This window comes from Micromonospora violae (assembly GCF_004217135.1).
In the GTDB taxonomy this organism is placed as follows: domain Bacteria; phylum Actinomycetota; class Actinomycetes; order Mycobacteriales; family Micromonosporaceae; genus Micromonospora; species Micromonospora violae.
Map to the genome: position 1 here is coordinate 1,888,093 of NZ_SHKK01000001.1, position 22,157 is coordinate 1,910,249.

Sequence of the window (22,157 nt, forward strand, 5' to 3'; positions counted from 1 at the left end):
GTGGAGGCGTTCAGGCGGCTGGTGCCCCTCCCGGTCTTCAAAACCGGAGTGGTCCGGGACCCGGGCCAGGCGGGTTCGATTCCCGTCCGTCTCCGCCAAACCGCTCGCAGGAGATGACGTGATGGGCGACGGCCCGGTGGACCGGCGACGCCGGGTGCCCCGTACGGATGCGCTGCTCGCCGATCCGGTGCTGGCCGCCGCTACCGCGACTCTCGGCCGCGACCAGGTCAAGGCGGTCATCACCCGCGCGCAGGACCGCGCCCGCCGCGGTGAACTCAACCCCGACGAGGTACGCGACGCGGCGGTCGCCGCGTTGCCCACGCCCGGCCCCCGGGTGGTGTTCAACGCCACCGGGGTCGTGCTGCACACCAACCTGGGTCGGGCGCCGCTGTCGTCCACTGCGGTCGCCGCGGTGGTGGCCGCCGCCGGGCACACCGACGTCGAGTTGGACCTGGCCACCGGCCGGCGGGCCCGCCGTGGTCGCGGCGCGCTCGACGCGCTGGCCGCCGCCGTGCCCGACGCGGGTGCCGTGCACGTGGTCAACAACGGTGCCGCCGCGCTGGTGCTGGCCGCCACCGCGTTGGCCGCCGGCCGGGAGATCGTGGTCAGCCGGGGCGAGCTGGTCGAGATCGGCGACGGTTTCCGCCTGCCCGATCTCCTGGAGAGCACCGGTGCGCGGCTGCGGGAGGTGGGCACCACCAACCGCACCAGCCTCGCGGACTACGCCGCAGCCCTCGGCCCGCAGACCGGTTTCGTGCTCAAGGTGCACCCGTCGAACTTCCGGGTCACCGGCTTCACCTCCGCCACCGACGTTCGGGAACTGGCCACGCTCGGGGTGCCGGTGGTCGCCGACATCGGCTCCGGGCTGCTCGGCGCGGACCCGCTGCTGCCTGACGAACCGGACGCGGCCAGCACCCTGCGGGCGGGCGCGGCGCTGGTCACCGCCAGCGGCGACAAGCTGCTCGGCGGGCCGCAGGCGGGGCTGCTGCTGGGTGACGTCGAGGTCATCGACCGGCTGCGTCGCCACCCGCTGGCCCGGGCGCTGCGGGTGGACAAGCTCACCCTGGCGGCGCTGGCCGCCACCCTGCACCAACCGGACACCCCCACCCGGGCGGCGCTGCACGCCGACCCGGGTGTCCTGCGCGAACGCGTGGAGCGGCTGCGTGACCGGCTCGGCGCGGACGGCCGCAAGGCGGAGGTGGTGCCGGCCGTCGCGGTGGTCGGCGGGGGCGGCGCCCCCGGGGTGGAGTTGGACTCGTGGGCGCTGAGCCTGCCCGAGCGGTACGCGACGCCGCTGCGCACCGGGCACCCGCCGGTGCTCGGGCGGGTGGTGCGCGGCCGGCTCCTGCTCGACCTGCGCTGTGTGCCGGCCGACGCCGACGAGGCCGTCCGCGCCGCCGTGCTGCGCGTCCCCGGGGACGACTGACCGTGTTCGTCGTCGCGACCGCCGGGCACGTCGACCACGGCAAGTCGACCCTGGTCCGGGCGTTGACCGGTATGGAACCCGACCGGTGGGCCGAGGAACGCCGCCGGGGGATGACCATCGACCTGGGTTTCGCCTGGACGACGTTGCCGTCCGGCGGCACGGTCGCCTTCGTCGACGTACCCGGGCACGAGCGGTTCGTGCCGAACATGCTCGCCGGGGTCGGCCCGGTCCCGGCGGCGCTGATCGTGGTGGCCGCCGACGAGGGGTGGATGCCGCAGTCCGCCGAGCACCTGGCCGCGCTGGACGCGCTCGGCGTCGCGTACGGCCTGCTGGCGGTGACCCGGGCGGACCTGGCCGACCCGGGCCCGGCGACGGCCCGCGCCCGCGCCGAGATCGCCGCGACCAGCCTCGGCGCGGTGCCGGCGGTGGCGGTCAGTGGGCTGACCGGCGCCGGCCTACCGGAGTTGCGGGCGGCCCTGGACCGGCTCGCCGCCGAGCTGCCCGCCCCGGTGGTGGACGACCCGGTCCGGCTCTGGGTGGACCGCAGCTTCACCGTGCGCGGCAGCGGCACCGTGGTCACCGGCACGCTCGGCGCGGGCCGGCTGCGGGTGGGTGACGAGCTGGAGCTGGCCGGCGCCGACGAACCCGTGCGGGTCCGGGGCCTGCACTCGTTGGGCGCGGCCCGTCCGGAGGCGGCGGCGGTCGCCCGGGTGGCGGTCAACCTGCGCGGTACGCCCCGCGACCGGCTCGGCCGCGGCGACGCGTTGCTCACCCCCGGCCGGTTTCACCACACCGACCTCGTCGACGTCCGGCTCGCCGGTGACCCGGCCGCGGACCTGCCGGCCACCCTCACCCTGCACGTCGGGTCGGCGGCGGTGCCGGTACGGGTGCGTCCGCTCGGCCCGGACACCGTCCGGTTGCGGCTGGCCCGCCCGCTGCCGTTGCTGGTGGGTGACCGGGCGTTGCTGCGGGACCCGGGGCGCCACCACGTCAGCGGCGGGGTGCGGGTGCTGGACGTGTCGCCCCCACCGCTGGCCCGACGGGGTGCGGCGGCCGCTCGCGCCCAGGTCCTCGCCGACCTGGACGGTCGAGGGGACCTGGCGAGCGAGCTGCGCCGTCGCCGGCTGATCCGGGCCGGCGCGTTGATCCGGATGGGTGTCCCGGTGACCGCCGACCCGGGGCGGGACAGGCCGGCGTTCGCCGAGCCGGTGGCCGGTGACTGGCTGGCCGACCCCGCGTACTGGCGGCGGCTCGGGGAGCGGCTGACTGAGGAGGTCGCCCGCCACGTTCGGGAGCACCCGTTGGAGCCGGGGATGCCGGTGGAGGCGCTGCGGCAACGCCTCGGCCTGCCCGACCGGGTGCTGGTCGAGGCGCTGGTCCGGCCGCCGCTGCGGATCAACTCCGGTCGGGTCGGGGCGGCGAACGCCGACACACTGCCCGAACCGGTGGCCCGGGCCGTGCAGCGGGTCCGCGCCGAGTACGGCGACCGGCCGTTCCGCGCCCCCGAAGCGGACCGCCTCGTCGACCTCGGTCTGGGCCCCCGGGAGATCGGTGCCGCGGTGCGGGCCGGTGCGCTGCTGCGGTTGGCCGACAACGTGGTGCTGCTGCCCGACGCGCTGGACGACGCGGTGCGGGTGCTGGCCGGGCTGCCGCAGCCGTTCACCCTCTCCGCGGCCCGGCAGGCGTTGGACACCACCCGCCGGGTGGCGGTGCCCCTGCTGGAGTTGCTGGACCGGCGGGGCGCGACCCGCCGCCTGCCCGACGACGCCCGGATCGTCGTCAGCTGAGCAGGCACCCCCTTCGGGACTGACAGGATCGCGTCGGGGTGCGACGGTGGGCGGATGGTCGAGGTGTCCCCGTCCCCGTCGCGGCCGTCCAGCGGCCGGTGGCGGGAGGCCGTCCCGGTGGCGCTGCGCTGGGGGCTGCCGGTGCTCTGGGTGCTGTGGGCCGGTCTGGCCTGGTGGGTGCAGCCCCGCGAGTCGACCGAAGCCCAGCTCGACCGCGATCTGGCGACCGGCCAGGTGGTGGCCTTCCACCGGGCGAACGGCTGGGACGACGGCGGCGCGTACTGGGCGAGTCAACCTCGGTCGCGGTATGCGCCGCACGGCGGGTTGCTGGTCTGGTCGGTGCGCAACGGCCAGACCTGGTACGCCTTCGGCGCACCGCCCGCCTCCGATCCGTACGTCGGCGAGCCAGACCCGTCGGGTGCCGGGCTGAGCTGGCGGGACACCCAGCTCGCGGCCATTTCGGAGACCACGCCCGCGGACGTCACCGTGTACCGGATCAGGAACGCCGCGGGTCTGCTCGCTGGCATGCTGACAGTGCTGTGGCTGGGTCGGCTGATCGGCGGTGCGCCGCCGCTGGCCGGTACCCGATGGTTCTGGTTCTGGATCGGGCTGCTGCCGTTCGGGGTGGGTGTGCTGGCCTGGACCTACCGGGAGCTGTGGCGACCGCCGCCGGTGCCGGTCGTCGACCGGGGCTCGGGCTGGCGTGGTGTCGGCTGGTTGATCCTCGCCGGCGTCGGGATCAACCTCCTGGTGGCCGTTGCCCGCATCGTGATGGGAACGACGGTGGTGCCGGGCTGAGCGGGCGGTGCTGAGCCAACCGGCCCCCCGGTCGGCGGTGGTCACCTACGGTGACGCCATGGACCCTTCGGCGGTCTGGCGGGACCGGCAGCACCGGTGGCGGATCGAGGCGTACCGCGCGCCGGATCTGCGCTTCGCCATCTACGCCACCAATGGCCCCACCGAGTCCGTGCCGCTGTGGCTGTTCGGGATGTCGGCGCTGGCCCGGTGGCTGATGACCCATGCCATCTCCCTGGACGACCTGGAGGTCGACTGACCGGGCGGTCGCAAACCAGGCCCGCGGTGCGCCCCGCTGCGGTTGAGTGACCTCAGGCGGCGGACGGGGGTATGCGATGGGCGGTCAGCTCGGGCAGTTGGCGTTGGTGGCCGTGCTGGTGCTGGTCAACGCCGCGCTCTCCGGCAGTGAGATGGCGCTGGTGACCCTGCGCGAGGGGCAGCTGCGGCGGCTGGGGCGACGCAGCCGTGCCGGCGACCGGTTGGTGCGGCTGTCGCGCGACCCGAACCGCTACCTGGCGACGATTCAGCTCGGCATCACCCTGGCGGGGTTCCTCGCCTCGGCGGCGGCCGCGGTGTCGTTGGCCGGTCCGCTGGTCGGACCGTTGGGTTTCCTCGGGGGGGCGGCGCGTCCCGCCGCGGTGCTGTTGGTGACGGTGCTGCTGACCTTCGTCACGCTGGTGCTCGGCGAGTTGGCCCCGAAACGCTTGGCGATGCAACGGGCCGAGCGGTGGGCGTTGCTGAGCGCCGGCCCGTTGGACCTGCTGGCCCGGGTGTCCCGGCCGGCGGTGTGGCTGCTCAGTCGGGCCACCGACGCGGTGGTGCGGCTCGCCGGCGGTGATCCGCGGGCCAACCGGGAGGAGATGACCGAGGAGGAGTTGCGGGAGATGCTGGCCAGCCAGCGTGGCCTGTCGGCCCAGCAGCGGGAGATCCTGACCGGCGCGTTCGACATCGCCGGCCGGACGTTGCGCGAGATCCTCGTGGCCCGGCGGGAGGTGACCACGCTCCCGGCCAGTCTGACCGCCGACGAGGGCGTCCGGCGGCTCGCCGCCGCCGGACGGTCCCGCGCTCCGGTCACCGGTCCCGGCGGGCTGGACGAGGTGCTCGGCGTGGTGCACATCCGTGACCTGGTGCGGGCCGGCACCGTCGCGGTGGGCGAGCGGGTCCGGGCGCCGCTGCTGCTGCCGGTGACCCTGCCGGTCGCCGACGCGCTGCGCCAACTGCGGCAGGAGCATCAGCAACTGGCCCTGGTCGTCGACGAGCACGGGGGCATCGACGGCATGGTCACCATGGAGGATCTGCTGGCCGAGGTGGTCGGCGAGTTGTACGACGAGACCGACCGCGACGTGCACGGCGTGGTGCGCGAACCGGACGGGTCGCTGCTGGTGCCCGGTGACTTTCCGCTGCACGACCTGCCCGACCTGGGGGTGCGGCTGAGCTTTCCGCTGTCGCGGGACTACACGACGGTGGCGGGCCTGGTGCTGGCCCGGCTGCGGCACCTGCCGGACTCCCCGGGTGAGACGGTGCGGTTGCCCGGGTTGACCCTGCAGGTGGTGGAGGTCGCCGACCGGGCGGTGCGCCGGGTACGCCTCTGCGGGTTCGTCACCGAACGCTGAGCATCACCCGGAAGGCTGACACCACACCCGAATCGGCGCGACGACGCCCACGGCGCGCCTAGCGTGCCAGACGTGAAGGACCGAGGGTTGCGTACGTTCGTCACGGTGCTGGCCGGCCTCGCGGTGATCTACTTCGGCAGCGCCGGCCGCAGCCCCGAGGAGGGCCGTGGCATCTCCGGCGGGGTGGTGGTCCTGGCGTTGCTCGCCGCGTTGCTGGTGTGGCACCTGACCCGCCCGGGGGACAAGACGGTCAAGTGAGCCGCCTCAGCGGGCGGCGACGCGGGTGACCTCACCGGCGGACTCCTCTCCCAGCGCCACCCGTACCAGCGCGGAGGCGAGCCGGCCGAAGTCCGGTTCGTCGACGAGACCGGCGAGCCGGTCCGGTGACCCCGGCAGGCCCAGCCGCTTCGCCCCGGCCAGGGCCCGACGGTCGGCGTACGGGCGTACGTCCGACCAGACGGCCTGCGCCTCGCGGAGGTAGATGTCCGCTCCGGTGGGTCCGATGCCGGGGAACTCGGTGAGTCGCCGCCGTAGCCCGGTGGGGTCGCCCTGGGCCTCCCGGTGCAGGCGTCGCAGGTCACCGTGCCAGCGGTCCAGGCACAGTCGGGCGCCGGTGCCGAGCATCGTGGCGGTCCGCTCGTCGTAGCGGCGGTAGTGGCCCCGGCCCAGCGCGTCGACGCGCTCCTGCCAGCTGGCCGCCTCCATGGCCTGCGGGGTGCGGTAGCCGGCGGCGAACAACTCCCGCGCGGCGTCCACCGCCACGCACGCCCGGATCCGGGTGCTCAGCAGCGTGGTCAGCACCAGCAGCTGGTAGAGCGGTCCCGGCCGGTCGGAGAGCCGGATGCCGGCCTCCTCGGCGTAGGTGCGGCCACGCCGGTCGAGCAGGACCCGCACCACACTTCGATCATTGCCCACCCCGGTGGGTTACCCACTTGCGGGCCCGCTAGCCGCCGCACCGGTGACCGCGGCCGGAATGCCACCGGGGCGGGCGGGTATGCCGGCGGTGCAGGCGGTCGATGCCGACTGCCGTACCCGGAAGGGAGACACCCGTGGTCAACCCGCAGCAGGCAGAACTCCGGCGTAACGCGAAGGGCGCCACCAGCCAGGACAGCAAGGGGCCCCAGCCGACCGGGCACCCGCTCAACCGTGGCTCGTCGCGCGGGGACGCCGGTCGACCGGTGCCCAAGGGGCAGGTGTCGCCGTACGGCCCGGCCGGTGAGCCGGTGGCCGAGGACGACACCCGCTGACCCTAGCGACCGCGACCTGGCGGCCGCCGCAACCTGTTCCAGGTGGCGGCGGCCGCCAGCCCGTACGCCACGTGCGGGATGATGTCGGAGATCCAGTCGGAGCGCCGCCAGGTGCGCGGGTCGCTGATCCCGAGCACGGTGATCGACCCGTCGGTCATGGTCATGACGCCCGCGCCGAGCAGGCCGGTGGCGACCGGCAACGGTTGACGCCGACCACCGGCGTAGAGGGCGAACCCGACCCCCGCGGCGATGCCCAGGGCGTACCCGATCAGCGGCCCGAGGCCCGAGCGGCGGTTGGCCGCCCGGGCCCCGTTTCCCAGGTTCACGTGCGCGATCCCGGCCAGCTTGTCGACGGTCTCCTGTGGGACGTCGCTCTGCGGTCGGGCCCGCAGCGCCACGTCGAGGTAGCTGACCACGTTCAGCGCGGTACTGCCGACGGCGCCTGCGATCGCGCCGTCGGCCACGTCGACCCTCCTCACTTCGGGTCGCCCGGTTCGCGCTCGCTCTTCGGGCCGTACGTGCGCTCGCCGCGCACCACGCCTCGCTGGCCGCGATCCTCCTGGAGGATCCGGTTCGCGACCTGGTTGGCCTTGCCGTCGGGTACGCGGCGGCCAGCGTCGTCGATCGCGTTGCGCAACCGCGCCCGCTGCTTGTCGTAGGCGTTACTGCCCGGTCGTGGTCCTGGCATCTGTGCCTCCTCCGTCGGTCTGGGCGCCTGGTGCTGCCCACCGTCCGCTGGGCGTACCGCGGCCGTCTACCCGTCTGGCGGCGGACCAACCCCGACGGGCTAGTGGGGCCCGCGAACCACGACGACGGGGCACTGCGCGTGGTGCAGCATCGACTGGCTCACCGACCCCAGCAGCAACCCGGTCACCTCGCCGCGCCCGCGCCCGCCGACGACCGCGAGTTGGGCGGAGCCGGACGCCTCGGCGAGCACAGTGCCGGGTCGGCCGTGCACCGCCCGGCAGGTCAACCGCAGACCCCGGTGGGACTCGGTGAGCCCGGTCAACCACCCGGCGAGCATCCGCTCCTGCTCGGCGTGCAGCTTCGCCTCGTCGTACACCAGGGGTTGCATGTCACCCGGAGCGCTGCTGCCGGGATGCCGGTAGGCGTGCACCGCCACCAGCGGCACGTTGAGCGACACGGCGGTCTCGGCGGCGAACTCCGTGGCCTGCCGGGAGGCGTCCGAACCGTCCACCGCGACCAGCACCGGCTCGTCGGGGCGTTGCGCGCCGCGCGCGACCAGCACCGGGCAGTCGGCGTACGCGGCGACCTGCACCGCGACCGAGCCGACCACCAGGGCGGCGAATCCGCCCAGCCCACGGTCGCCGAGCACGATGAGCGCGGCGGTGGGGGACTCGCCCACCAGCACCGCGGCGGCCTCGCCGTCGATGATCTCGCCGGAGACCGACAGCCCGGGCGCGGTCGCCTCGGCCTCGCGCACCGCGGCCTCGACCAGCTCCTCGGCCCGGTGGCGCAGCCCACCGCCGGGCGGCGCGCCGGGGGCGGGGGAGAGCGGTACGTGCAGCAGCGGCCAGATGAAGCCGTGTACGACCCGCAGCGGCCGGTGCCGACGTGCCGCCTCGGTGGCGGCGAGTCGTACGGCGCGCAGTGCCGACTCCGAGCCGTCGACGCCGACCACCACCGCCGCGTTGTTCGCCGAGTTCACCGCCCACCTCCGCTCGCGGCCAGTATCACCGGCCCGGACGCCCCCGCGCCGCGATACCGCTGAGCGCGCCCCGGTCGGTACGCTGGCGACGACCGACCGGGGAGGGAGCGTCGCCGATGGGTGAACCAGACCAACCGAGCACCGCTCGCATGATCGACTTCTGGCTCGGGGGGCAGCATCACTTCCCCGTGGACGTGGCCGCCGCGAGCGCGTTCGAGCAGGCGTACGGGCCGTGCGCGCCGGTGTTCCGGGAGCTGCGGGCGTTCCTGGGTCGAGCGGTGCGGGCCATGGTCGAGCAGGGCGTGGACGGGTTCCTGGTGTTCGGCGCGGGGGTGCCGACGATGGGCAACGTGCACGAGGTCGCCACCGAGGCGACGGTGCTCTACACCGACGTCGACCCGGTCACCATCCGACTGGGACAGAGCATCCTCGCCGGCAGCGACCGGGCCGGTTACGGCTTCGGCGACGCGACCGACATCGGCTCGATCGATCCGGCGCAGCTGCACCGCTTCGTGCCGGGGTGGGGTCGCCGCCCGGTCGGAGTGGTCTTCCTCGGGTTGGCCGCGTTCCTCGACGACGCCACGTTGACCCGTACCCTCGACGAGCTGTACGCCGCCGCGGCGCCGGGCAGCCTGCTCGCGGTGGATTTCGACACCGAGGAGCTCGCCGGTCATCCGCAGGCGCTGGCCATGATGGGGCCACAGTTCCGGATGCGTCCACCGGCGGCGTTCGCGCCCCTGCTGGGGCGGTGGGTGCCGACGGCGGACGGGATCGTCCCGGTCGTCGAGTGGCGGCCGGAAGGGTCGCCGGCGCGGGTGCCCGACGCGTTCCACGGCGTGCTCGCGACCCGCGTGGAGGATTGACCGCCCCGATCATCGGTCCGCCGCCGTCCGTATGATGCTTGCCCTGTAGCAAGTTTCTGGGGAGGGCGACGATGATAGACGCGCCGGACGTGGTGTCGCGCGCGTTGCGCGAGGCACCGCCCGACCAGTTGGCGGAGGCGGCGGACCGGGCGATCCGGTCGACCATGGGCGCGCTGCGCACCGACGTCTTCGTCGCCGACTACCGGATCAGTGGCCTCTGGCCGGTGCTGGACCCGGACCTGCCGGCCGGTGGGTTCCTGGCCTGCCACACCATGGCGCAGCGCTGCTTCAGCAGCCAGCAACCGGTCCGCGACGGCACCGGCCCGTGCCGGCTCTACCTGCCGTTGACGGTGTGGGGGGAGCGGCTGGGCGTGCTGCTGATCGAGCTGCCGGCGGTACCGAATCCGGCGGTCACCGGTCGTGCCACGGACATCGCCGGCGCTCTGGCGGTGGCGATGCGCGCGGCGGACCGGGAGACCGACCGCTACCGGCGGGCCCGGCGTCGGGAGCGGCTGACGATGGCCGCCGAGATGCAGTGGGACCTGCTGCCCGGTCGCGGTGTGGCGCACCACGCGTTCGATCTGGCCGGTCAGCTGGAACCGGCGTACACGGTGGGTGGCGACCACTTCGACTGGTCGCTGGACGGTGATCGGCTCACCGTCACGGTGCTCAACGGCGAGGGCAGCGGGCTGGCCGCGTCCCTGTTGACCGCCGTCACGGTCAACGCGATGCGCAACGCGCGTCGCTCCGGCGGCAGTCTGGTGGAACAGGCCGAGCTGGCCTCGGACACGGTCTTCTACCAGCATCGGGGTGCCCGGTACGTGGCCACCCTGCTGCTCGAGGTGGACACCCGCGCCGGCCGGGTGCGGGCGGTCGACGCGGGGTCACCCCATCTGTTGCGGATGCGCGGGTCCACGGTCGAGCCGATGAAGCTGGATCCGCAGCTGCCGCTGGGTATGTTCGCCGAGACCCGCTACGAGGTTCAGGAGTTGCCACTCGTACCGGGTGACCGCCTCTTCGTGGTCAGCGACGGGGTGTGGGCGGCCGAGCCGCCGGGTCAGGAGCCGTACGGGCAGCGGATGATGGCGCGTTCCCTGCGCGCCACGCGGCTGCAGCCACCGGCCGAGGCGGTTGGTACGGTGATGCGCGAACTGCACGCCTACCACGCGGATTCCGATCTGCGCGATGACGCCGTCGTGGTCTGCCTGGACTGGCACGGTCCACGCGAGCGGGGCACGGGGTGAGCTTTGCGGCCGCGTTGCCGGGCGGGCACCAGCGCGACGACGGCAGGGGACATCAGGTGGAGCGACCTGCGGATCTCGCCGCGGCGATCGACGCGGCCGCCGGGACGCTGATCGCCGTGCTCGATTCGGCGGCGTCGCGCCACCAGGTGCCTCCCACCCAGCTGAGGGTGCTCGCGCTGATCAGCGCCCGCCCGGAGACCAACGTCAACGGGTTGGCGGAGCTGCTGGACGTGGTGCCCTCGTCGGCGAGCCGCCTGTGCGACCGGTTGGAGGCGACCGGGTTGTTGCGCCGGATGGCCGACCCGCGTGACCGGCGTGAGGTGCGGTTGGTGCCGACCGCCGCCGCGTTGACCCTGTTGGGGGAGTTGGCCGAGCGGCGGCAGCGTGCGGTGCAGGCGGTGCTGGATCGGATGCCGGCGCGGATGCAACACGATCTGTTGCTGGCGCTGGCCGGGTTCGCTCGGGCGGCGAGCGCGGTGCCCGAGCAGCAAACCGGCTCCGCCGCCCAGACGGCCTGAGGTCGTGTCCCTTCCTCCACTAGTGTCCTAGGACGCTCTACGCGTGGTGATCCACGCCACAGTGCGGCACAGCCGCACCGACAGCCCGGCGGCGGCGCCCGGCCAGCGCGAGGAAGCCCGATATAGTGGCAGCGCACTTACCCGGCCCGCGATCTCGGTGATCGCGGGCCGCATCAGGGGAAAGGGCCCCACCCGGGGCCCGCAGGGGAGAGCCGGCGCTGGTCGGCCCGACAGCGCGTACGACCCTCAGCCGCGCCCCGCGCCGGCCCGGGGGCCCGCGTGCCGTGAAGGAGGACCGGTGTCGCGTCGGCCGGCTCGGGCAGAGCAACCGCGGGACACCGGTGACGAGGCACCCGGCAACCAGGTGCTCACCCTGCCCAACCTGATCAGCTTCGGACGGCTGCTGGGCGTGCCGCTGTTCCTCTACCTGTTCCTGGTGCAACGGGCCGACGTCGCGGCGGTCGTGGTGCTGGCCATCGGCGGCACCACCGACTGGGTCGACGGTTGGATCGCCCGCCGCCTGCATCAGGTGAGCCGCCTGGGGGAGCTGCTCGACCCGCTCGCCGACCGGCTCTACATCCTCGCCACCCTGGTCGCCTTCACCGCCCGGGAGGTGGTGCCGTGGCAGTTCACCGCGGCGCTGCTGGCCCGTGAGCTGCTGCTGCTCGCCTCGCTGGCGGTGCTTCGCCGGTACGGGTACGGGCCGCCGCCGGTGCACTACGTGGGCAAGACCGCCACCTTCCTGCTGCTCGCGGCGTTCCCGGTGCTGCTGTTGGCCACCGCGGCGACCGACGTGGCGACGGCCGCGAGCGCCATCGGTTGGGCGTTGGGCTGGTGGGGGTTGGTGCTCTACTGGGTGGCCGGCGGGATGTACGTCGTGCAGGCGGCCCGGTTGGTGCGCGCGGCGCGCGGCCCGAGGGCGGTGGCGTGAGCGCCCCGCGGCTGGGGAAACCCGGCCAGGACCGGGTGTACGCGCCGGATTTCCTCACCGAGCTGTTCCGCAACCCGCTGGATCCGGGTTATGCGGACGCGGCCGCCGCACGTCGGCGCTCGGCGCAGTCCGCTCCGCCGCGTGGGTGGCGGGCGTTGCCGGCGCGGTCGGTGAGCCTGGTCGTGGTGGTGCTGCTGGGTTTCCTGTTCGCGGTGGCGTACCGGCAGACGATGGCCGACGAGCCGGGGCGCAGTCAGGCCCGGTCGGGTCTGGTGGCGCAGATCAAGGAGCGGGAGCGCCAGACCGACCGGTTGTCCACCCGCGCGGACCAGTTGCGTGAGGAGGTCAGCCGGCAGCGGGACGCGGCGTTGAGTGGGTCGGCCGCCGCCCGGTTGCGCAACCTGGAGGCGAGTACCGGCCTGGGTCGGGTGCGTGGTGATGGTGTGGTGGTGCGGTTGGCGGACGCGCCGGACAATGCCGACGCGGTGACCGGTGCCGGTGCTGGGCCGCCCCGGGTGCTCTACAGCGACTTGCAGGGGGTGGCGAACGCGTTGTGGAGTGCCGGTGCGGAGGCGATCGCCATCAACGGGCAGCGGTTGACGTCGACGTCGACGATCCGGTCGGCGGGTGAGGCGATGCTTGTGGATTTCCGGCCGGTGACCGGGCCGTACGAGGTGTCGGCGATCGGGCCGGGTTCGATGCGGCGCAAGTTCGAGGAGAGCCGGAACGCGGCGTTGATGCGGGAGGTCGCGCAGAAGACGGGGTTGTCGTTCGGGGTGCGGGAGTCGGATGACCTCACGTTGCCGGCGGCACCGGAGCCGCAGCTACGCTACGCCAAGCCGTCGGTCAGTCCGAGCCCTTCCGCGTCGGGTGTCCGGTCCGGCAGTCCCGGGTCGTCCGGTCCGGCGACGACTGTTAGCCCCTCCGGAGGTGGCCGATGATCGCGGTGCTGGCGTTGCTCGCCGGTGTGGTGCTGGGCGTGTGGCTTGATCCCACGGTGCCGGCGGCGTTGCAGCCGTACCTGCCGATCGCGGTGGTGGCCGCGTTGGACGCGGTGTTCGGTGGGGTGCGGGCCCGGTTGGACCGCATCTTCGATGACAAGCAGTTCGTGGTGTCGTTCATCTCGAACGTGCTGGTCGCTGGTCTGATCGTGTATGTGGGTGACCAGTTGGGGGTGGGTGGGCAGTTGTCCACCGGTGTGGTCGTTGTGTTGGGTGTGCGTATCTTCGGCAACGTGGCGGCGATCCGTCGGCACCTGTTCCGGGCGTAGGTTGGGTTGCGATGAGTGACGAGCAGACCGACACGGGGACGGGGTGGCCGCAGCCGGCGGGTCCGGTGCGGCCGGGTGGGCCGGCGGGTGAGCCGGATCCGCGGCCGGATGCGCCGGATCCGGACGAGTTGAGTCCGTTGGCGCCGCAGGAGCCCGCGCGGCCGGGGCGCTCGGATGACGAGCCCTCGGCGGAGCCGGGTGTGGAGCCGGTTGACGATGGTGTGACGGTGGACCTGAGCGCGGTGTCGCGGTCGGGGGAGCCGGTGGCGGGCTCTGACGGGTTGGTTGAGCCGGTCGGGGAGTCGGCGTCGCCGGTGGCGGGTCGGTCCCGGTGGAGTGCGGCCGGGGTGATGATCGTGGCGTTGTTGGCGTTGTTGGGCTTCACGTTGGTCGTGCAGTTCAAGACGACGTCCACGGACCCGACGTTGGGGGCGACGCGGCAGGAGGACCTGGTTCGGATTCTGTCGGATCTGGATGCGCGGGAGAGTCGTCTGCAGCAGGACATTCGGGCCCTGGAGGAGAGTCAGCGGCAGTTGCGTTCGGGTGAGCAGGGTCGTCAGGCGGCGTTGGATGAGGCGACGCGGCGGGCGGACGAACTGGGCATCCTGGCGGGGACGTTGCCGGCGGTGGGTCCGGGGTTGACGGTGCAGTTCGACTCCGGTGCCAAGCCGATCTCGGCGAACCGAGTGTTGGACGCGGTGCAGGAGTTGCGGGGTGCGGGCGCGGAGGCGATGCAGATCTCCGGTGGGGATCGGGCGACCGTGCGGATCATCGCGTCGACGTACTTCCTGGATGGCGAGAACGGTTCGTTGGTGGTGGAGGGGCGTCGGTTGACGGGTCCGTACACGATCACGGTGATCGGTGATCCGGCGACGATGCGTACGGCGTTGAACATTCCTGGTGGGGTGGTGGCGTCGGTCCGGGGTGGCGGCGGTAACGTGACGTTTGGGGAGCGTGAGGTTGCCGAGGTTTCGGCGCTGCACGTGCCGATCAAGTTGGAACACGCCCGTCCGGTCTCCTGACCGGCGCGGCCGCGCCGGACCCGGGTGGTCCGGGGCACCGATGGATGAAGGACGCGTCTGGTGATTCCCGAGGATCTGCGATACACCGCCGAGCATGAGTGGGTGGCGGGTGACGGCACGGCTTCGGTCCGGGTCGGCATCACTCACTTCGCGCAGGACGCGCTCGGTGACATCGTGTACGTGCAGTTGCCCGAGGCGGGTGCGGTGGTCGCGGCCGGTGACTCGCTGGGTGAGATCGAGTCGACCAAGAGTGTGTCGGAGATCTACGCGCCGGTGGCCGGTACGGTGGCGGCGCGCAATGATGCGTTGGCGGACACGCCTGAGCTGATCAACACGGATCCGTACGGTGCGGGTTGGCTGGTGGAGATCACGCCGAATGATCCGACCGCGACTGATGGGTTGCTCACGGCAGCCGCGTATCAGAAGATCACCGAAGGCTGAGTGTGCTTGATCCGGTGCGTGGGATGTCTGCGCGCGTCCGGTTGCCCTGCATTTCGGCGCTGGCTAGGCTCGCCCAGTCGACCGAGAACCCAATAGTTGAGCGTTGCGGAATTGCCTTCCCGGGCACGGGGAGCCAGCCGCCGGGTGTTCACGTGCCCGGCGGCCAGACCCGCCATTACCCGACGCCGACCGAACAGATCCGTGAGGTGGTCCCATGACGCGGCCAGACGACGAGTTCCCCCCACTCGACGTCACTTCGACGCTCAATCTCGGTTCGCTCGACGAAGTGCTGGAGGGGCCGGACACCGATGTGGTGCCGAGCCGGATGTCCGGTTCGTTGCCGCCGGGTATGGCGCTGCTGGTGGTTCGTCGAGGTCCGAATGCGGGTGCCCGGTTCCTGTTGGACCACGATGTGACGACCAGTGGCCGGCACCCGGACAGTGACATCTTCCTGGATGACGTGACGGTGTCGCGTCGGCACGCGGAGTTCCACCGCGATGGTGGGACGTTCACGGTGCGGGATGTGGGCAGCCTCAATGGCACGTATGTGAATCGTGAGCGGGTTGAGGCGGCCACGTTGAGCAATGGTGATGAGGTTCAGATCGGTAAGTTCCGGGTGGTGTTCATCGCCGGTCCGCGCCCGGAGGAGGAGGCCGGCCGGGGGTGAACGAGCCTGCGGCCTCCATGTCACCCGGGGCGGCTGGGTCTGAGCCGCTGATGAGCATCGGTGAGGTGCTTGGGCAGTTGCGGGTGGATTTTCCGGATACCACGATTTCCAAGCTGCGGTTTCTTGAGGCTGAGGGTTTGGTCGAGCCGCAGCGGACGGCGGCGGGTTACCGGAAGTACAGCTGGGACGATGTGGCGCGGTTGCGGTTCGTGTTGACCGCGCAGCGGGACAAGTACCTGCCGTTGCGGGTGATCCGGGAGCAGTTGGCCCAGTGGGATTCGGCTGGTGAGCAGCCGGGGCGGTCGCGGCCGGCGTTGGTGGCGGTTGGTCCTGATGGTGCGGTGCCGGGTCGTGAGTCGGTGGAGCCGGCCGAGTCGTCGCAGGTGCGGCTCGGCCGGGCGGATCTGGTGGCGCGTAGTGGGATCGACGAGTCGACGTTGGTGGAGTTGGAGCGGCTCGGTGTGCTGGTGTCGGATCCGCCGGGGTGGTATGACGCGGATGCTCTGATCATCGCGTCGGCGGTGGCGGGGTTGGCGTCGTACGGGTTGGAGCCGCGGCATCTGCGGGGTTATCGGACGGCGGCGGACCGGGAGGTCGGTTTGTTCGCGCAGTTGGTGGCGCCGTTGGCGCGGCAGAGTGATCCGGCGGCGCGGGCGCGGGCGGCGGAGACGGCGCGTGAGTTGGTGGCGTTGTCGGAGCAGTTGCACGCGGCGTTGGTGCGGGTGGGTCTGCGGTCGACGTTGGGTCGGTGACGGGTGCCCGGTGGGTGGTGGCTGAGCGGAAAGATCTCTTCCGGGAAGCGTGCCGTAGGCTTGCCGGGGTAACCCCTTTTCGGCGCGGGCGTGGTGCTGTAGCGCATGGGACGGCCGTGTCGCGGTCCGTGTACCGTGCAGGGAAAGGGCGCGGTGCGGCGTAGGTGACAACGACACGGAGGCGGCGGTGCGCGAGCTGAGCGTGGTCGGAGTTCGGGTGGAGCTGCCCAGCAACCAGCCGATCGTCCTGCTCAGGGAGGTCGAGGGGGACCGCTATCTGCCGATCTGGATCGGTGCGGTCGAGGCGACGGCTATCGCTTATGAGCAGCAGGGGGTCAAGCCGGCCCGGCCGTTGACGCATGATCTTCTGCGGGATGTGTTGGCGGCGTTGAAGGCGCCCTTGCAGGCGGTGGAGATCACCGAGCTGAAGGAGAACGTCTTTTACGCGGATCTGTTGCTCGGCGATGGGGTGCGGGTGTCGGCGCGGCCGAGCGATTCGATCGCGTTGGCGTTGCGTGTCGGTGCGCCGATTCGTTGTGCGGAGCAGGTCCTCAGCGAGGCGGGGATCGTTATCCCTGATGAGCAGGAGGACGAGGTGGAGAAGTTCCGCGAGTTCCTGGAGCAGGTGCGTCCGGAGGATTTCGCGGGCTGAGGTGTGCCCGGGCTCGGTTGGTGATCTTTCTCGGTGGCTGCGCGGCGTGTCGCGTCGGTTCCTCCGTGGTAACCCTTGGCGGTCGCTATAGGGTTTCCATGTCGAGGGGTGCGCGTCGGAGGAAACGATGCGTTGCCACACTGACGGGGAGGTTGTCCGGATGCACGAGCCGCAGGATTCCGATCCGGGTGCAGAGTTCGACGAGCCGGGTGTCTCGTCGCCAGGTGTGGCGGCTGAGGGTGACGGTTCGGTTGGCTACCGGGGTGTGACGGCCTGCCACGCGGTGGGTATCAGTTACCGGCAGTTGGATTACTGGGCGCGGACGACGCTGGTGGTGCCGAGCGTTCGTGATGCTTCGGGTTCGGGGACGCAACGGTTGTATTCGTTCCGCGACCTGGTGGTGTTGAAGGTCGTGAAGCGGTTGTTGGATGCGGGGGTGTCCCTGCAGAACATCCGTAAGGCGATCGAGGCGTTGCGGTCGCGTGGTGTGGAGGATCTGGCGGGGATCACGCTGATCTCTGATGGGACGACGGTGTACGAGTGTCGGTCTCCGGAGGAGGTGGTCGACCTGTTGCAGGGTGGCCAGGGGGTCTTCGGCATCGCGATCGGTGGGGCTTTCAAGGAGATCCAGGGGTCGTTGTCGCATCTGCCGGCGGAGCCGGCGACGAGCGGCCCGGTGGAGTCGGTGGTGTCGGGGTCGGATCCGGTGGGTGACGAGTTGGCGGCGCGGCGGGCGCGGCGACGCGCCGGTTGAGCGTTCCCATTTCCCGGTCTTTTTCCGGTTGGTTTTGTCGCGACCCTCGGTAACGGTGGTGGGTGTCGATGGAGCTGAACGGTCCATTGTGGATACGGTGCGTGTCGCTGTGGTGGCCGACGGTGGATCTACTTTCGAGTAGTGGTGACGCAGCGTGGTAGCGCGTTGTCGGGAATCCGATATGGGGGCCCTGACCGGAGGCGCTTGACACGCTATGGTCCCTCACGGTTCTGGACCCTTCACCCCCGGAAGGAACGACCGTGACGGTTACGGAAGAGACTGCTCCCGTTTCGCACTACGACCGCATTGGCGGTGCGAGTTCGGTCAAGGCGGCGGTTGAGCTGTTCTACGACAAGGTGCTCGCGGACCCGGAGTTGGCGGGTTACTTCGCTGGTGTGGACATGGCGGGTCAGCGGCGGCACCTGGCGTTGATGTTGACCGTGGTGCTGGGTGGCCCGAACGAGTACACCGGTCGGGGGTTGGCCGAGGCGCACCAGCCGTTGAACATTCCGGTGGGGCATTACGCGAAGGTGGGCGAGCACCTGACGGTGACGTTGACCGAGCTGGGGGTGCCGGCGGACATCCTGGCTGACGTGCAGACGGTGCTGGGGCAGGTGCAGGGCCAGGTGGTGGCTGCTGGAAACGGGTCGGGCGTCTGAGCGTGGACGCGGCGCGACTCAAACAGAGCTGGTCGGTGGTCGCCGGTCATGGTGACCAGGTGCCGCTCTACTTCTACTCGACGTTGTTCCTCGCTCATCCTGAGACGCGGCAGATGTTCCCCACGAACATGGCCGGTCAGCGGGATCGTCTGGTGACCGCGCTGGGCCACATCGTGTCCAACGTGGATCAGGTGGATCGGTTGGTGGGGTTTCTGCAGGATCTCGGTGCGGATCACCGCAAGTTCGCGGTCCGCGCGGAGCACTACCCGGCGGTCGGTGAGGCGCTGGTGGCGACGTTGCAGCATTTCCTCGCCGAGCAGTGGACCGACGAGTTGGCGGCGGACTGGACGGCCGCGTACGGGTTGGTCGCCCAGGTGATGATGGAGGCCGCGCAGGCGGCTGAGGCGGTCAATCCGCCGTGGTGGGTGGCGGAGATCGTGGCGCACGAGCGGCGGGCGTTCGACGTGGCGGTGTTGACGGTGCGTCCGCAGTACCTGTTGCCGTTCACGCCGGGTCAGTCGATCGGGGTGTCGCACCCGTCGGTGCGGTCGTGGCGGTACTACTCGCCGGCGAACGCCCCGCGGGCGGACGGCACGTTGGAGTTGCATGTGCGGGCCGCGCCGGGTGGCGCGGTGTCGTCGCGGCTGGTGTACGGGTCGGCGGTGGGGGATCGGCTGCACCTGGCGGCGCCGGTGGGGGACCGGTTGGGGTTGTGGTCGGCGGGCTCCAGTGACCTGTTGCTGTTGGTCGCGGGTACCGGCTGGGCGCCGGTGAAGGCGTTGGTGGAGCAGGTGGCCGCGGAGGGTTCCCGCCGGCGGGTGGACCTTTACGTGGGGGCCCGTTCCCGCAGCGAGTTCTACGACAGCGACGCGATCGACAAGTTGGCGTCGTCGTATCCGTGGTTGACGGTGACGTACGTGGTGGGTGCCGACGTGCACCGGCCGGGGGAGTTCGTGCAGGCGGTGGACCGGGCGTTGGCCGATGGTGACTGGCGTTCCCGGCACGTGTTCGTGTGTGGGTCGGACCAGATGGTGTCGCACGCGGTGCGGACGTTGGTTCAGGCGGGTTACCACGAGGGTCAGGTGCACCACGAGGGGCTGGGCGCGCAGTGGTACGGCCCGGCATGGCGGACGGCGGTGCCGCAGTCGGCTGCGGGTGACACGAACGGGAGTGGGCGCAGGTGAGCGCGAGGAGTGAGCTTGCGAGCCCCGCAGTCGCGAACGGAGGTGAGCGCAGGTGAGCGCGACGCCGATCAGTCGGTATGACGGGGTGCAGGTTTCCGGCGGTGTTCAGGTGCGGATGACCGCGGATCGGGTTCGGCGGTGGGAGTTCGGTGCCGCGTCGTTCGCTCGGCGTGGTTACGACAACGCTGACGTGGACCGGTTCCGGGTGCAGGTCGCTGACGAGTTGGACTTGTTGGCGACGCAGATCGCGACGTTGCGGGCGGAGAACGAGCGGCTGACCGACCGGGTGGAGTTGCACCGGCATGGGGTGATTCCGAGTACGGCGGCGGCGGCGAAGGTTCCGGCGGCGCGGGAGGTGAATCTGCTGTCGGCGGCGCAGCGGGAGGCGGAGCAGATCATCGCGCAGGCGCATGATTATGCGCGTCGGGTCGCCGAGTACGCCCGGGTGCAGTACGAGAGTTACCTGCAGGCGGCGCAGGCGGAGGCGAAGCAGGAGGCTGAGCGGGCGGTCGCGGAGTACCGCAGCGCGGCGGGGCCGAGCTTCGATGACACGGTGGCGACCCGCGAGGCGTTGCGGATTTTCGGCGAGATGATGGTGTCGCACATGCAGGCGGCGGCGCGGCATCTCGACGATGGCAGTGAGCAGTTGGCGCGCACGATGGATCGGATCGCGGCGGAGACGCCGGGGGCGCCGTTCGTGGGTGGTGTGGTGGGGCAGTCGGCGTTGCCGCGCCACCACCAGCGCTGACCCAGGGGCTGTTGCAGGCCGAGCGGCGGCGCGGTTGACCGCCGCCGCCGTGCCGGGTTGGTCAGGTGGTGGCGGCGCGGACGGCCTCGGTGATCGGGGTGGGCCCGTCGACGAGTTCGAGGGTCGCGCCGGTGGTGCGTGGTTCGTCGAGCAGGGCGGCGAGGACGTGGGCGACGTCGGTGCGGCTGATCGCGCCACGAGCGGCGTGGGGGGTGAGGGTGACCCGCCCGGTGGGTGGGTCGTCGGTGAGCCGGCCGGGTCGCAGCACCGTCCAGGCCAGGTCGCGGCCGCGCAGGTCGTCCTCGGCGGCGCGTTTGGCGCGCAGGTACGCCGCCCACACGTCGTCGGTGCCGGGGGTGGGTGGGGTGTCCACGCCCATGGAGGAGACGAGCAGGTAGCGGTGGACGCCGGCGCGGGTGGCGGCGTCGGCGAGTAGCGCGGCGGCGGCCCGGTCGACGGTGTCTTTGCGGGCGGCGCCGCTGCCGGGGCCGGCGCCCGCGGCGAAGATCACCGCGTCGGCGCCGTCGAGGTGCGCGGCGAGCTGCGCTACGGGGGTGTGTTCCAGGTCGCAGACGACGGGGGTGGAGCCGGCGTCGCGTAGGGTCGCGGCCTGGTCGGGGTTGCGGATGAGACCGACGGTGGTGTCGCCGCGCCCGGTGAGGTGGCGTTGCACCAGTAGGGCGATCTTGCCGTGGCCTCCGGCGATGACGACGCGCATGCGCCCAACCTACCGTCGGCGGCGGCTTGACCTTGACCTTCGGGTAACCCTGAGCCTGGTGGTTGCCGGTCGCCGTGACCGGTACGAGGAGGATGTCGACGTGGGGCTGATGACCATCGGGGCGTTCGCCCGGGCGGTGCGGCTGACGCCGAAGGCGTTGCGCCTGTATGACCAGGTGGGGTTGCTGGTGCCAGCCGCTGTGGATCCGGAGTCCGGTTACCGGCTGTACGACCCGGCTCAGGTGTCGGTGGCGCGGCTGGTCGGCCAGTTGCGTCGGATCGGCATGCCGTTGGCGCAGATCCGGGTGGTGTGTGGGCTGGAGCCCACGGCGGCGGCGGAGGCGGTCACCGCGTACTGGCGGCAGGTCAGCGCCGACACCGCGGTTCGGGCCCGGCTCGCCACCCTCCTCGTGGATCACCTGTCTGAAGGGGGCGCCACCATGTCCGACTCGAATTGCGCTGTTGCCGTCCGTTACGCGGCCGGTTGTGACACCGGGCTGGTGCGCGACAGCAACGAGGATGTCGCGTACGCCAGCGGACGGTTGCTGGCGGTGGCCGATGGGATGCGGGGTCCTGGCGGCGCGGCCGCCAGCGCCGCCGCCGTCGCCGCGGTGACGCCGTTGGCGTTCGCCGACGTGCCGGCCGCCGACCTGCTGACGGTGCTGGCCGGTGCGGTGAGCAACGCCGACCGTGCGGTACGCGGGTTGGCGTCCGACACCGACCAGCCGGTGACCACGCTGACCGCGCTGCTGTTCAGCGGTTCCCGGCTGGCGGTGGTGCACGTGGGTGACACCCGGGTCTATCTGCTGCGCGGTGGTGAGCTGTCGCTGCTGACGCAGGATCACACGTGGGTGCAGACCCAGGTTGATCAGGGCCGGCTCGACCGGGATCAGGCCGCGGCGCATCCCCGGCGGGCGGTGCTGGTGCGGGCCCTCGGTGGCGGCCGGCAGGTCGAGGCGGATCTGGCGTTGCGCACCGCGCAGCCCGGTGACCGGTACCTGCTGTGCTCCGATGGGTTGTCCGCGGTCGTGGACCGGGGCGACCTGCGGTCGGCGTTGGCGGCGACCGGCGATCCCGAGGGCACGGTGCGGGGGTTGATCGAGCTGGCGCGGGGCGAGGGGGCGCCGGACAACATCGCCTGCGTCGTCGCCGACGTCGTCGCGGTGTAGCGGTGTAGCGGTCGCGGTCACCCGCGTCG

At 72.0% G+C, this 22,157-nt stretch carries 28 protein-coding genes and 1 tRNA gene; 24 read left to right on the forward strand and 5 right to left on the reverse strand.

The features are described 5' to 3' along the window. Window positions 1–2: 2 nt before the first annotated feature. From EV382_RS32665 to EV382_RS08510, 7 genes are all read left to right on the forward strand, one after another. Window positions 3–98: transfer RNA gene (locus EV382_RS32665), tRNA-Sec, on the forward strand. Window positions 99–121: 23 nt separating this feature from the next. Next, entirely contained in the window at window positions 122–1,426 is a 1,305-nt protein-coding gene (gene selA, locus EV382_RS08485; RefSeq protein ID WP_130401031.1) for an L-seryl-tRNA(Sec) selenium transferase, read from the forward strand. Window positions 1,427–1,428: 2 nt separating this feature from the next. Further along, window positions 1,429–3,213 carry a selenocysteine-specific translation elongation factor gene (gene selB, locus EV382_RS08490; protein ID WP_130401032.1) on the forward strand — a complete coding sequence of 595 codons (1,785 nt, stop codon included), beginning with the start codon at window positions 1,429–1,431 and terminating at the stop codon, window positions 3,211–3,213. Window positions 3,214–3,267: 54 nt separating this feature from the next. After that, window positions 3,268–4,011 (forward strand): hypothetical protein, encoded by a 744-nt coding sequence (locus EV382_RS08495; RefSeq protein ID WP_130401033.1) that lies wholly within the window; start codon window positions 3,268–3,270, stop codon window positions 4,009–4,011. Between the two features lie 58 nt (window positions 4,012–4,069). Further along, on the forward strand, window positions 4,070–4,267 hold the full coding sequence (locus EV382_RS08500; protein WP_030327722.1) for a hypothetical protein: 198 nt from the start codon (window positions 4,070–4,072) through the stop codon (window positions 4,265–4,267). Between the two features lie 76 nt (window positions 4,268–4,343). Next, window positions 4,344–5,621 carry a hemolysin family protein gene (locus tag EV382_RS08505; protein WP_130401034.1) on the forward strand — a complete coding sequence of 426 codons (1,278 nt, stop codon included), beginning with the start codon at window positions 4,344–4,346 and terminating at the stop codon, window positions 5,619–5,621. A 72-nt stretch (window positions 5,622–5,693) separates the two neighbouring features. After that, entirely contained in the window at window positions 5,694–5,879 is a 186-nt protein-coding gene (locus EV382_RS08510) for a hypothetical protein (RefSeq protein WP_036410487.1), read from the forward strand. Between the two features lie 6 nt (window positions 5,880–5,885). Here the strand turns inward: EV382_RS08510 and EV382_RS08515 are convergent, their stop codons facing one another. Then, window positions 5,886–6,536 (reverse strand): hypothetical protein, encoded by a 651-nt coding sequence (locus EV382_RS08515; RefSeq protein WP_130401035.1) that lies wholly within the window; start codon window positions 6,534–6,536, stop codon window positions 5,886–5,888. 134 nt (window positions 6,537–6,670) lie between these two features. Here EV382_RS08515 and EV382_RS08520 point away from each other — a divergent pair, with 134 nt between their 5' ends. Then, window positions 6,671–6,868: a hypothetical protein gene (locus EV382_RS08520; protein ID WP_130401036.1), complete on the forward strand. Its 198-nt coding sequence runs from the start codon at window positions 6,671–6,673 to the stop codon at window positions 6,866–6,868. Window positions 6,869–6,870: 2 nt separating this feature from the next. On the opposite strand, the gene EV382_RS08525 is transcribed toward EV382_RS08520, so the two are convergent. The 3 genes from EV382_RS08525 to EV382_RS08535 form a co-directional block, all read right to left on the reverse strand. After that, window positions 6,871–7,347, reverse strand: a complete 477-nt coding sequence (locus tag EV382_RS08525) for a hypothetical protein (protein WP_130401037.1) — start codon at window positions 7,345–7,347, stop codon at window positions 6,871–6,873. Further along, window positions 7,344–7,556 carry a phosphatidylethanolamine-binding protein gene (locus EV382_RS08530; RefSeq protein ID WP_130401038.1) on the reverse strand — a complete coding sequence of 71 codons (213 nt, stop codon included), beginning with the start codon at window positions 7,554–7,556 and terminating at the stop codon, window positions 7,344–7,346. Before EV382_RS08530 ends, EV382_RS08525 begins: the two co-directional genes overlap by 4 nt. 99 nt (window positions 7,557–7,655) lie before the next feature. Beyond that, window positions 7,656–8,537 carry a universal stress protein gene (locus EV382_RS08535; protein WP_130401039.1) on the reverse strand — a complete coding sequence of 294 codons (882 nt, stop codon included), beginning with the start codon at window positions 8,535–8,537 and terminating at the stop codon, window positions 7,656–7,658. A 116-nt stretch (window positions 8,538–8,653) separates the two neighbouring features. Between EV382_RS08535 and EV382_RS08540 the strand changes: the two genes are divergently transcribed. The 15 genes from EV382_RS08540 to EV382_RS08610 all read left to right on the forward strand — a co-directional run bounded on the left by EV382_RS08540 (window position 8,654) and on the right by EV382_RS08610 (window position 20,242). Then, complete coding sequence (locus EV382_RS08540) at window positions 8,654–9,400, forward strand: SAM-dependent methyltransferase (protein ID WP_130401040.1); 747 nt, start codon at window positions 8,654–8,656, stop codon at window positions 9,398–9,400. A 71-nt stretch (window positions 9,401–9,471) separates the two neighbouring features. Next, on the forward strand, window positions 9,472–10,644 hold the full coding sequence (locus tag EV382_RS08545) for a PP2C family protein-serine/threonine phosphatase (RefSeq protein ID WP_130401041.1): 1,173 nt from the start codon (window positions 9,472–9,474) through the stop codon (window positions 10,642–10,644). A 56-nt stretch (window positions 10,645–10,700) separates the two neighbouring features. Further along, a complete protein-coding gene (locus EV382_RS08550) occupies window positions 10,701–11,162 on the forward strand; it encodes a MarR family winged helix-turn-helix transcriptional regulator (RefSeq protein WP_130401042.1) in 462 nt (153 codons plus the stop codon). Between the two features lie 298 nt (window positions 11,163–11,460). Further along, window positions 11,461–12,093 (forward strand): cardiolipin synthase ClsA, encoded by a 633-nt coding sequence (gene clsA / locus EV382_RS08555; RefSeq protein WP_130401043.1) that lies wholly within the window; start codon window positions 11,461–11,463, stop codon window positions 12,091–12,093. Beyond that, window positions 12,090–13,034, forward strand: coding sequence for a DUF881 domain-containing protein (locus tag EV382_RS08560; RefSeq protein WP_130401044.1), 945 nt, complete (start codon window positions 12,090–12,092; stop codon window positions 13,032–13,034). The genes clsA and EV382_RS08560 overlap by 4 nt, the downstream gene beginning before the upstream one ends. After that, the gene (locus tag EV382_RS08565) at window positions 13,031–13,363 is read left to right on the forward strand and encodes a small basic family protein (protein WP_130401045.1); all 333 of its coding nucleotides are present in this window, start codon (window positions 13,031–13,033) and stop codon (window positions 13,361–13,363) included. The genes EV382_RS08560 and EV382_RS08565 overlap by 4 nt, the downstream gene beginning before the upstream one ends. An 11-nt stretch (window positions 13,364–13,374) precedes the next feature. Further along, window positions 13,375–14,385, forward strand: coding sequence for a DUF881 domain-containing protein (locus tag EV382_RS08570; RefSeq protein ID WP_130401046.1), 1,011 nt, complete (start codon window positions 13,375–13,377; stop codon window positions 14,383–14,385). Between the two features lie 60 nt (window positions 14,386–14,445). Beyond that, window positions 14,446–14,826 carry a glycine cleavage system protein GcvH gene (gene gcvH / locus EV382_RS08575; protein WP_130401047.1) on the forward strand — a complete coding sequence of 127 codons (381 nt, stop codon included), beginning with the start codon at window positions 14,446–14,448 and terminating at the stop codon, window positions 14,824–14,826. Between the two features lie 214 nt (window positions 14,827–15,040). Continuing rightward, a complete protein-coding gene (odhI, locus tag EV382_RS08580) occupies window positions 15,041–15,493 on the forward strand; it encodes an oxoglutarate dehydrogenase inhibitor Odhl (RefSeq protein WP_007071101.1) in 453 nt (150 codons plus the stop codon). Window positions 15,494–15,543: 50 nt separating this feature from the next. Further along, on the forward strand, window positions 15,544–16,245 hold the full coding sequence (gene ftsR, locus EV382_RS08585; protein ID WP_208758343.1) for a transcriptional regulator FtsR: 702 nt from the start codon (window positions 15,544–15,546) through the stop codon (window positions 16,243–16,245). Between the two features lie 187 nt (window positions 16,246–16,432). Beyond that, window positions 16,433–16,897, forward strand: a complete 465-nt coding sequence (locus EV382_RS08590; RefSeq protein WP_130401049.1) for a bifunctional nuclease family protein — start codon at window positions 16,433–16,435, stop codon at window positions 16,895–16,897. Between the two features lie 160 nt (window positions 16,898–17,057). Then, complete coding sequence (locus EV382_RS08595) at window positions 17,058–17,651, forward strand: MerR family transcriptional regulator (RefSeq protein ID WP_130401050.1); 594 nt, start codon at window positions 17,058–17,060, stop codon at window positions 17,649–17,651. Window positions 17,652–17,911: 260 nt separating this feature from the next. Beyond that, complete coding sequence (locus tag EV382_RS33770) at window positions 17,912–18,310, forward strand: group I truncated hemoglobin (protein WP_130401051.1); 399 nt, start codon at window positions 17,912–17,914, stop codon at window positions 18,308–18,310. 2 nt (window positions 18,311–18,312) lie between these two features. Beyond that, on the forward strand, window positions 18,313–19,494 hold the full coding sequence (locus EV382_RS08605) for a globin domain-containing protein (protein ID WP_130401052.1): 1,182 nt from the start codon (window positions 18,313–18,315) through the stop codon (window positions 19,492–19,494). A gap of 52 nt (window positions 19,495–19,546) precedes the next feature. Then, a complete protein-coding gene (locus tag EV382_RS08610) occupies window positions 19,547–20,242 on the forward strand; it encodes a DivIVA domain-containing protein (protein WP_130401053.1) in 696 nt (231 codons plus the stop codon). Between the two features lie 61 nt (window positions 20,243–20,303). Here EV382_RS08610 and EV382_RS08615 read toward each other — a convergent pair whose 3' ends face one another. After that, window positions 20,304–20,960 carry an SDR family oxidoreductase gene (locus EV382_RS08615; RefSeq protein ID WP_130401054.1) on the reverse strand — a complete coding sequence of 219 codons (657 nt, stop codon included), beginning with the start codon at window positions 20,958–20,960 and terminating at the stop codon, window positions 20,304–20,306. A 100-nt stretch (window positions 20,961–21,060) separates the two neighbouring features. Between EV382_RS08615 and EV382_RS08620 the strand changes: the two genes are divergently transcribed. Beyond that, the gene (locus EV382_RS08620; protein ID WP_130408597.1) at window positions 21,061–22,128 is read left to right on the forward strand and encodes a MerR family transcriptional regulator; all 1,068 of its coding nucleotides are present in this window, start codon (window positions 21,061–21,063) and stop codon (window positions 22,126–22,128) included. Window positions 22,129–22,157 lie beyond the last annotated feature (29 nt).

Excerpts from the sequence above, each read along its gene's own strand:
- EV382_RS08545 (WP_130401041.1), top strand. The coding sequence starts at position 9,472 with ATGATAGACGCGCCGGACGTGGTGTCGCGCGCGTTGCGCGAGGCACCG.
- EV382_RS08615 (WP_130401054.1), bottom strand. The coding sequence starts at position 20,960 with ATGCGCGTCGTCATCGCCGGAGGCCACGGCAAGATCGCCCTACTGGTG.
- odhI (WP_007071101.1), top strand. The coding sequence starts at position 15,041 with ATGACGCGGCCAGACGACGAGTTCCCCCCACTCGACGTCACTTCGACG.
- EV382_RS08495 (WP_130401033.1), top strand. The coding sequence starts at position 3,268 with ATGGTCGAGGTGTCCCCGTCCCCGTCGCGGCCGTCCAGCGGCCGGTGG.
- EV382_RS08500 (WP_030327722.1), top strand. The coding sequence starts at position 4,070 with ATGGACCCTTCGGCGGTCTGGCGGGACCGGCAGCACCGGTGGCGGATC.
- EV382_RS08505 (WP_130401034.1), top strand. The coding sequence starts at position 4,344 with ATGGGCGGTCAGCTCGGGCAGTTGGCGTTGGTGGCCGTGCTGGTGCTG.
- selA (WP_130401031.1), top strand. The coding sequence starts at position 122 with ATGGGCGACGGCCCGGTGGACCGGCGACGCCGGGTGCCCCGTACGGAT.
- EV382_RS08565 (WP_130401045.1), top strand. The coding sequence starts at position 13,031 with ATGATCGCGGTGCTGGCGTTGCTCGCCGGTGTGGTGCTGGGCGTGTGG.
- EV382_RS08570 (WP_130401046.1), top strand. The coding sequence starts at position 13,375 with ATGAGTGACGAGCAGACCGACACGGGGACGGGGTGGCCGCAGCCGGCG.
- EV382_RS08595 (WP_130401050.1), top strand. The coding sequence starts at position 17,058 with ATGCACGAGCCGCAGGATTCCGATCCGGGTGCAGAGTTCGACGAGCCG.
- ftsR (WP_208758343.1), top strand. The coding sequence starts at position 15,544 with ATGAGCATCGGTGAGGTGCTTGGGCAGTTGCGGGTGGATTTTCCGGAT.
- EV382_RS08530 (WP_130401038.1), bottom strand. The coding sequence starts at position 7,556 with ATGCCAGGACCACGACCGGGCAGTAACGCCTACGACAAGCAGCGGGCG.
- EV382_RS08540 (WP_130401040.1), top strand. The coding sequence starts at position 8,654 with ATGGGTGAACCAGACCAACCGAGCACCGCTCGCATGATCGACTTCTGG.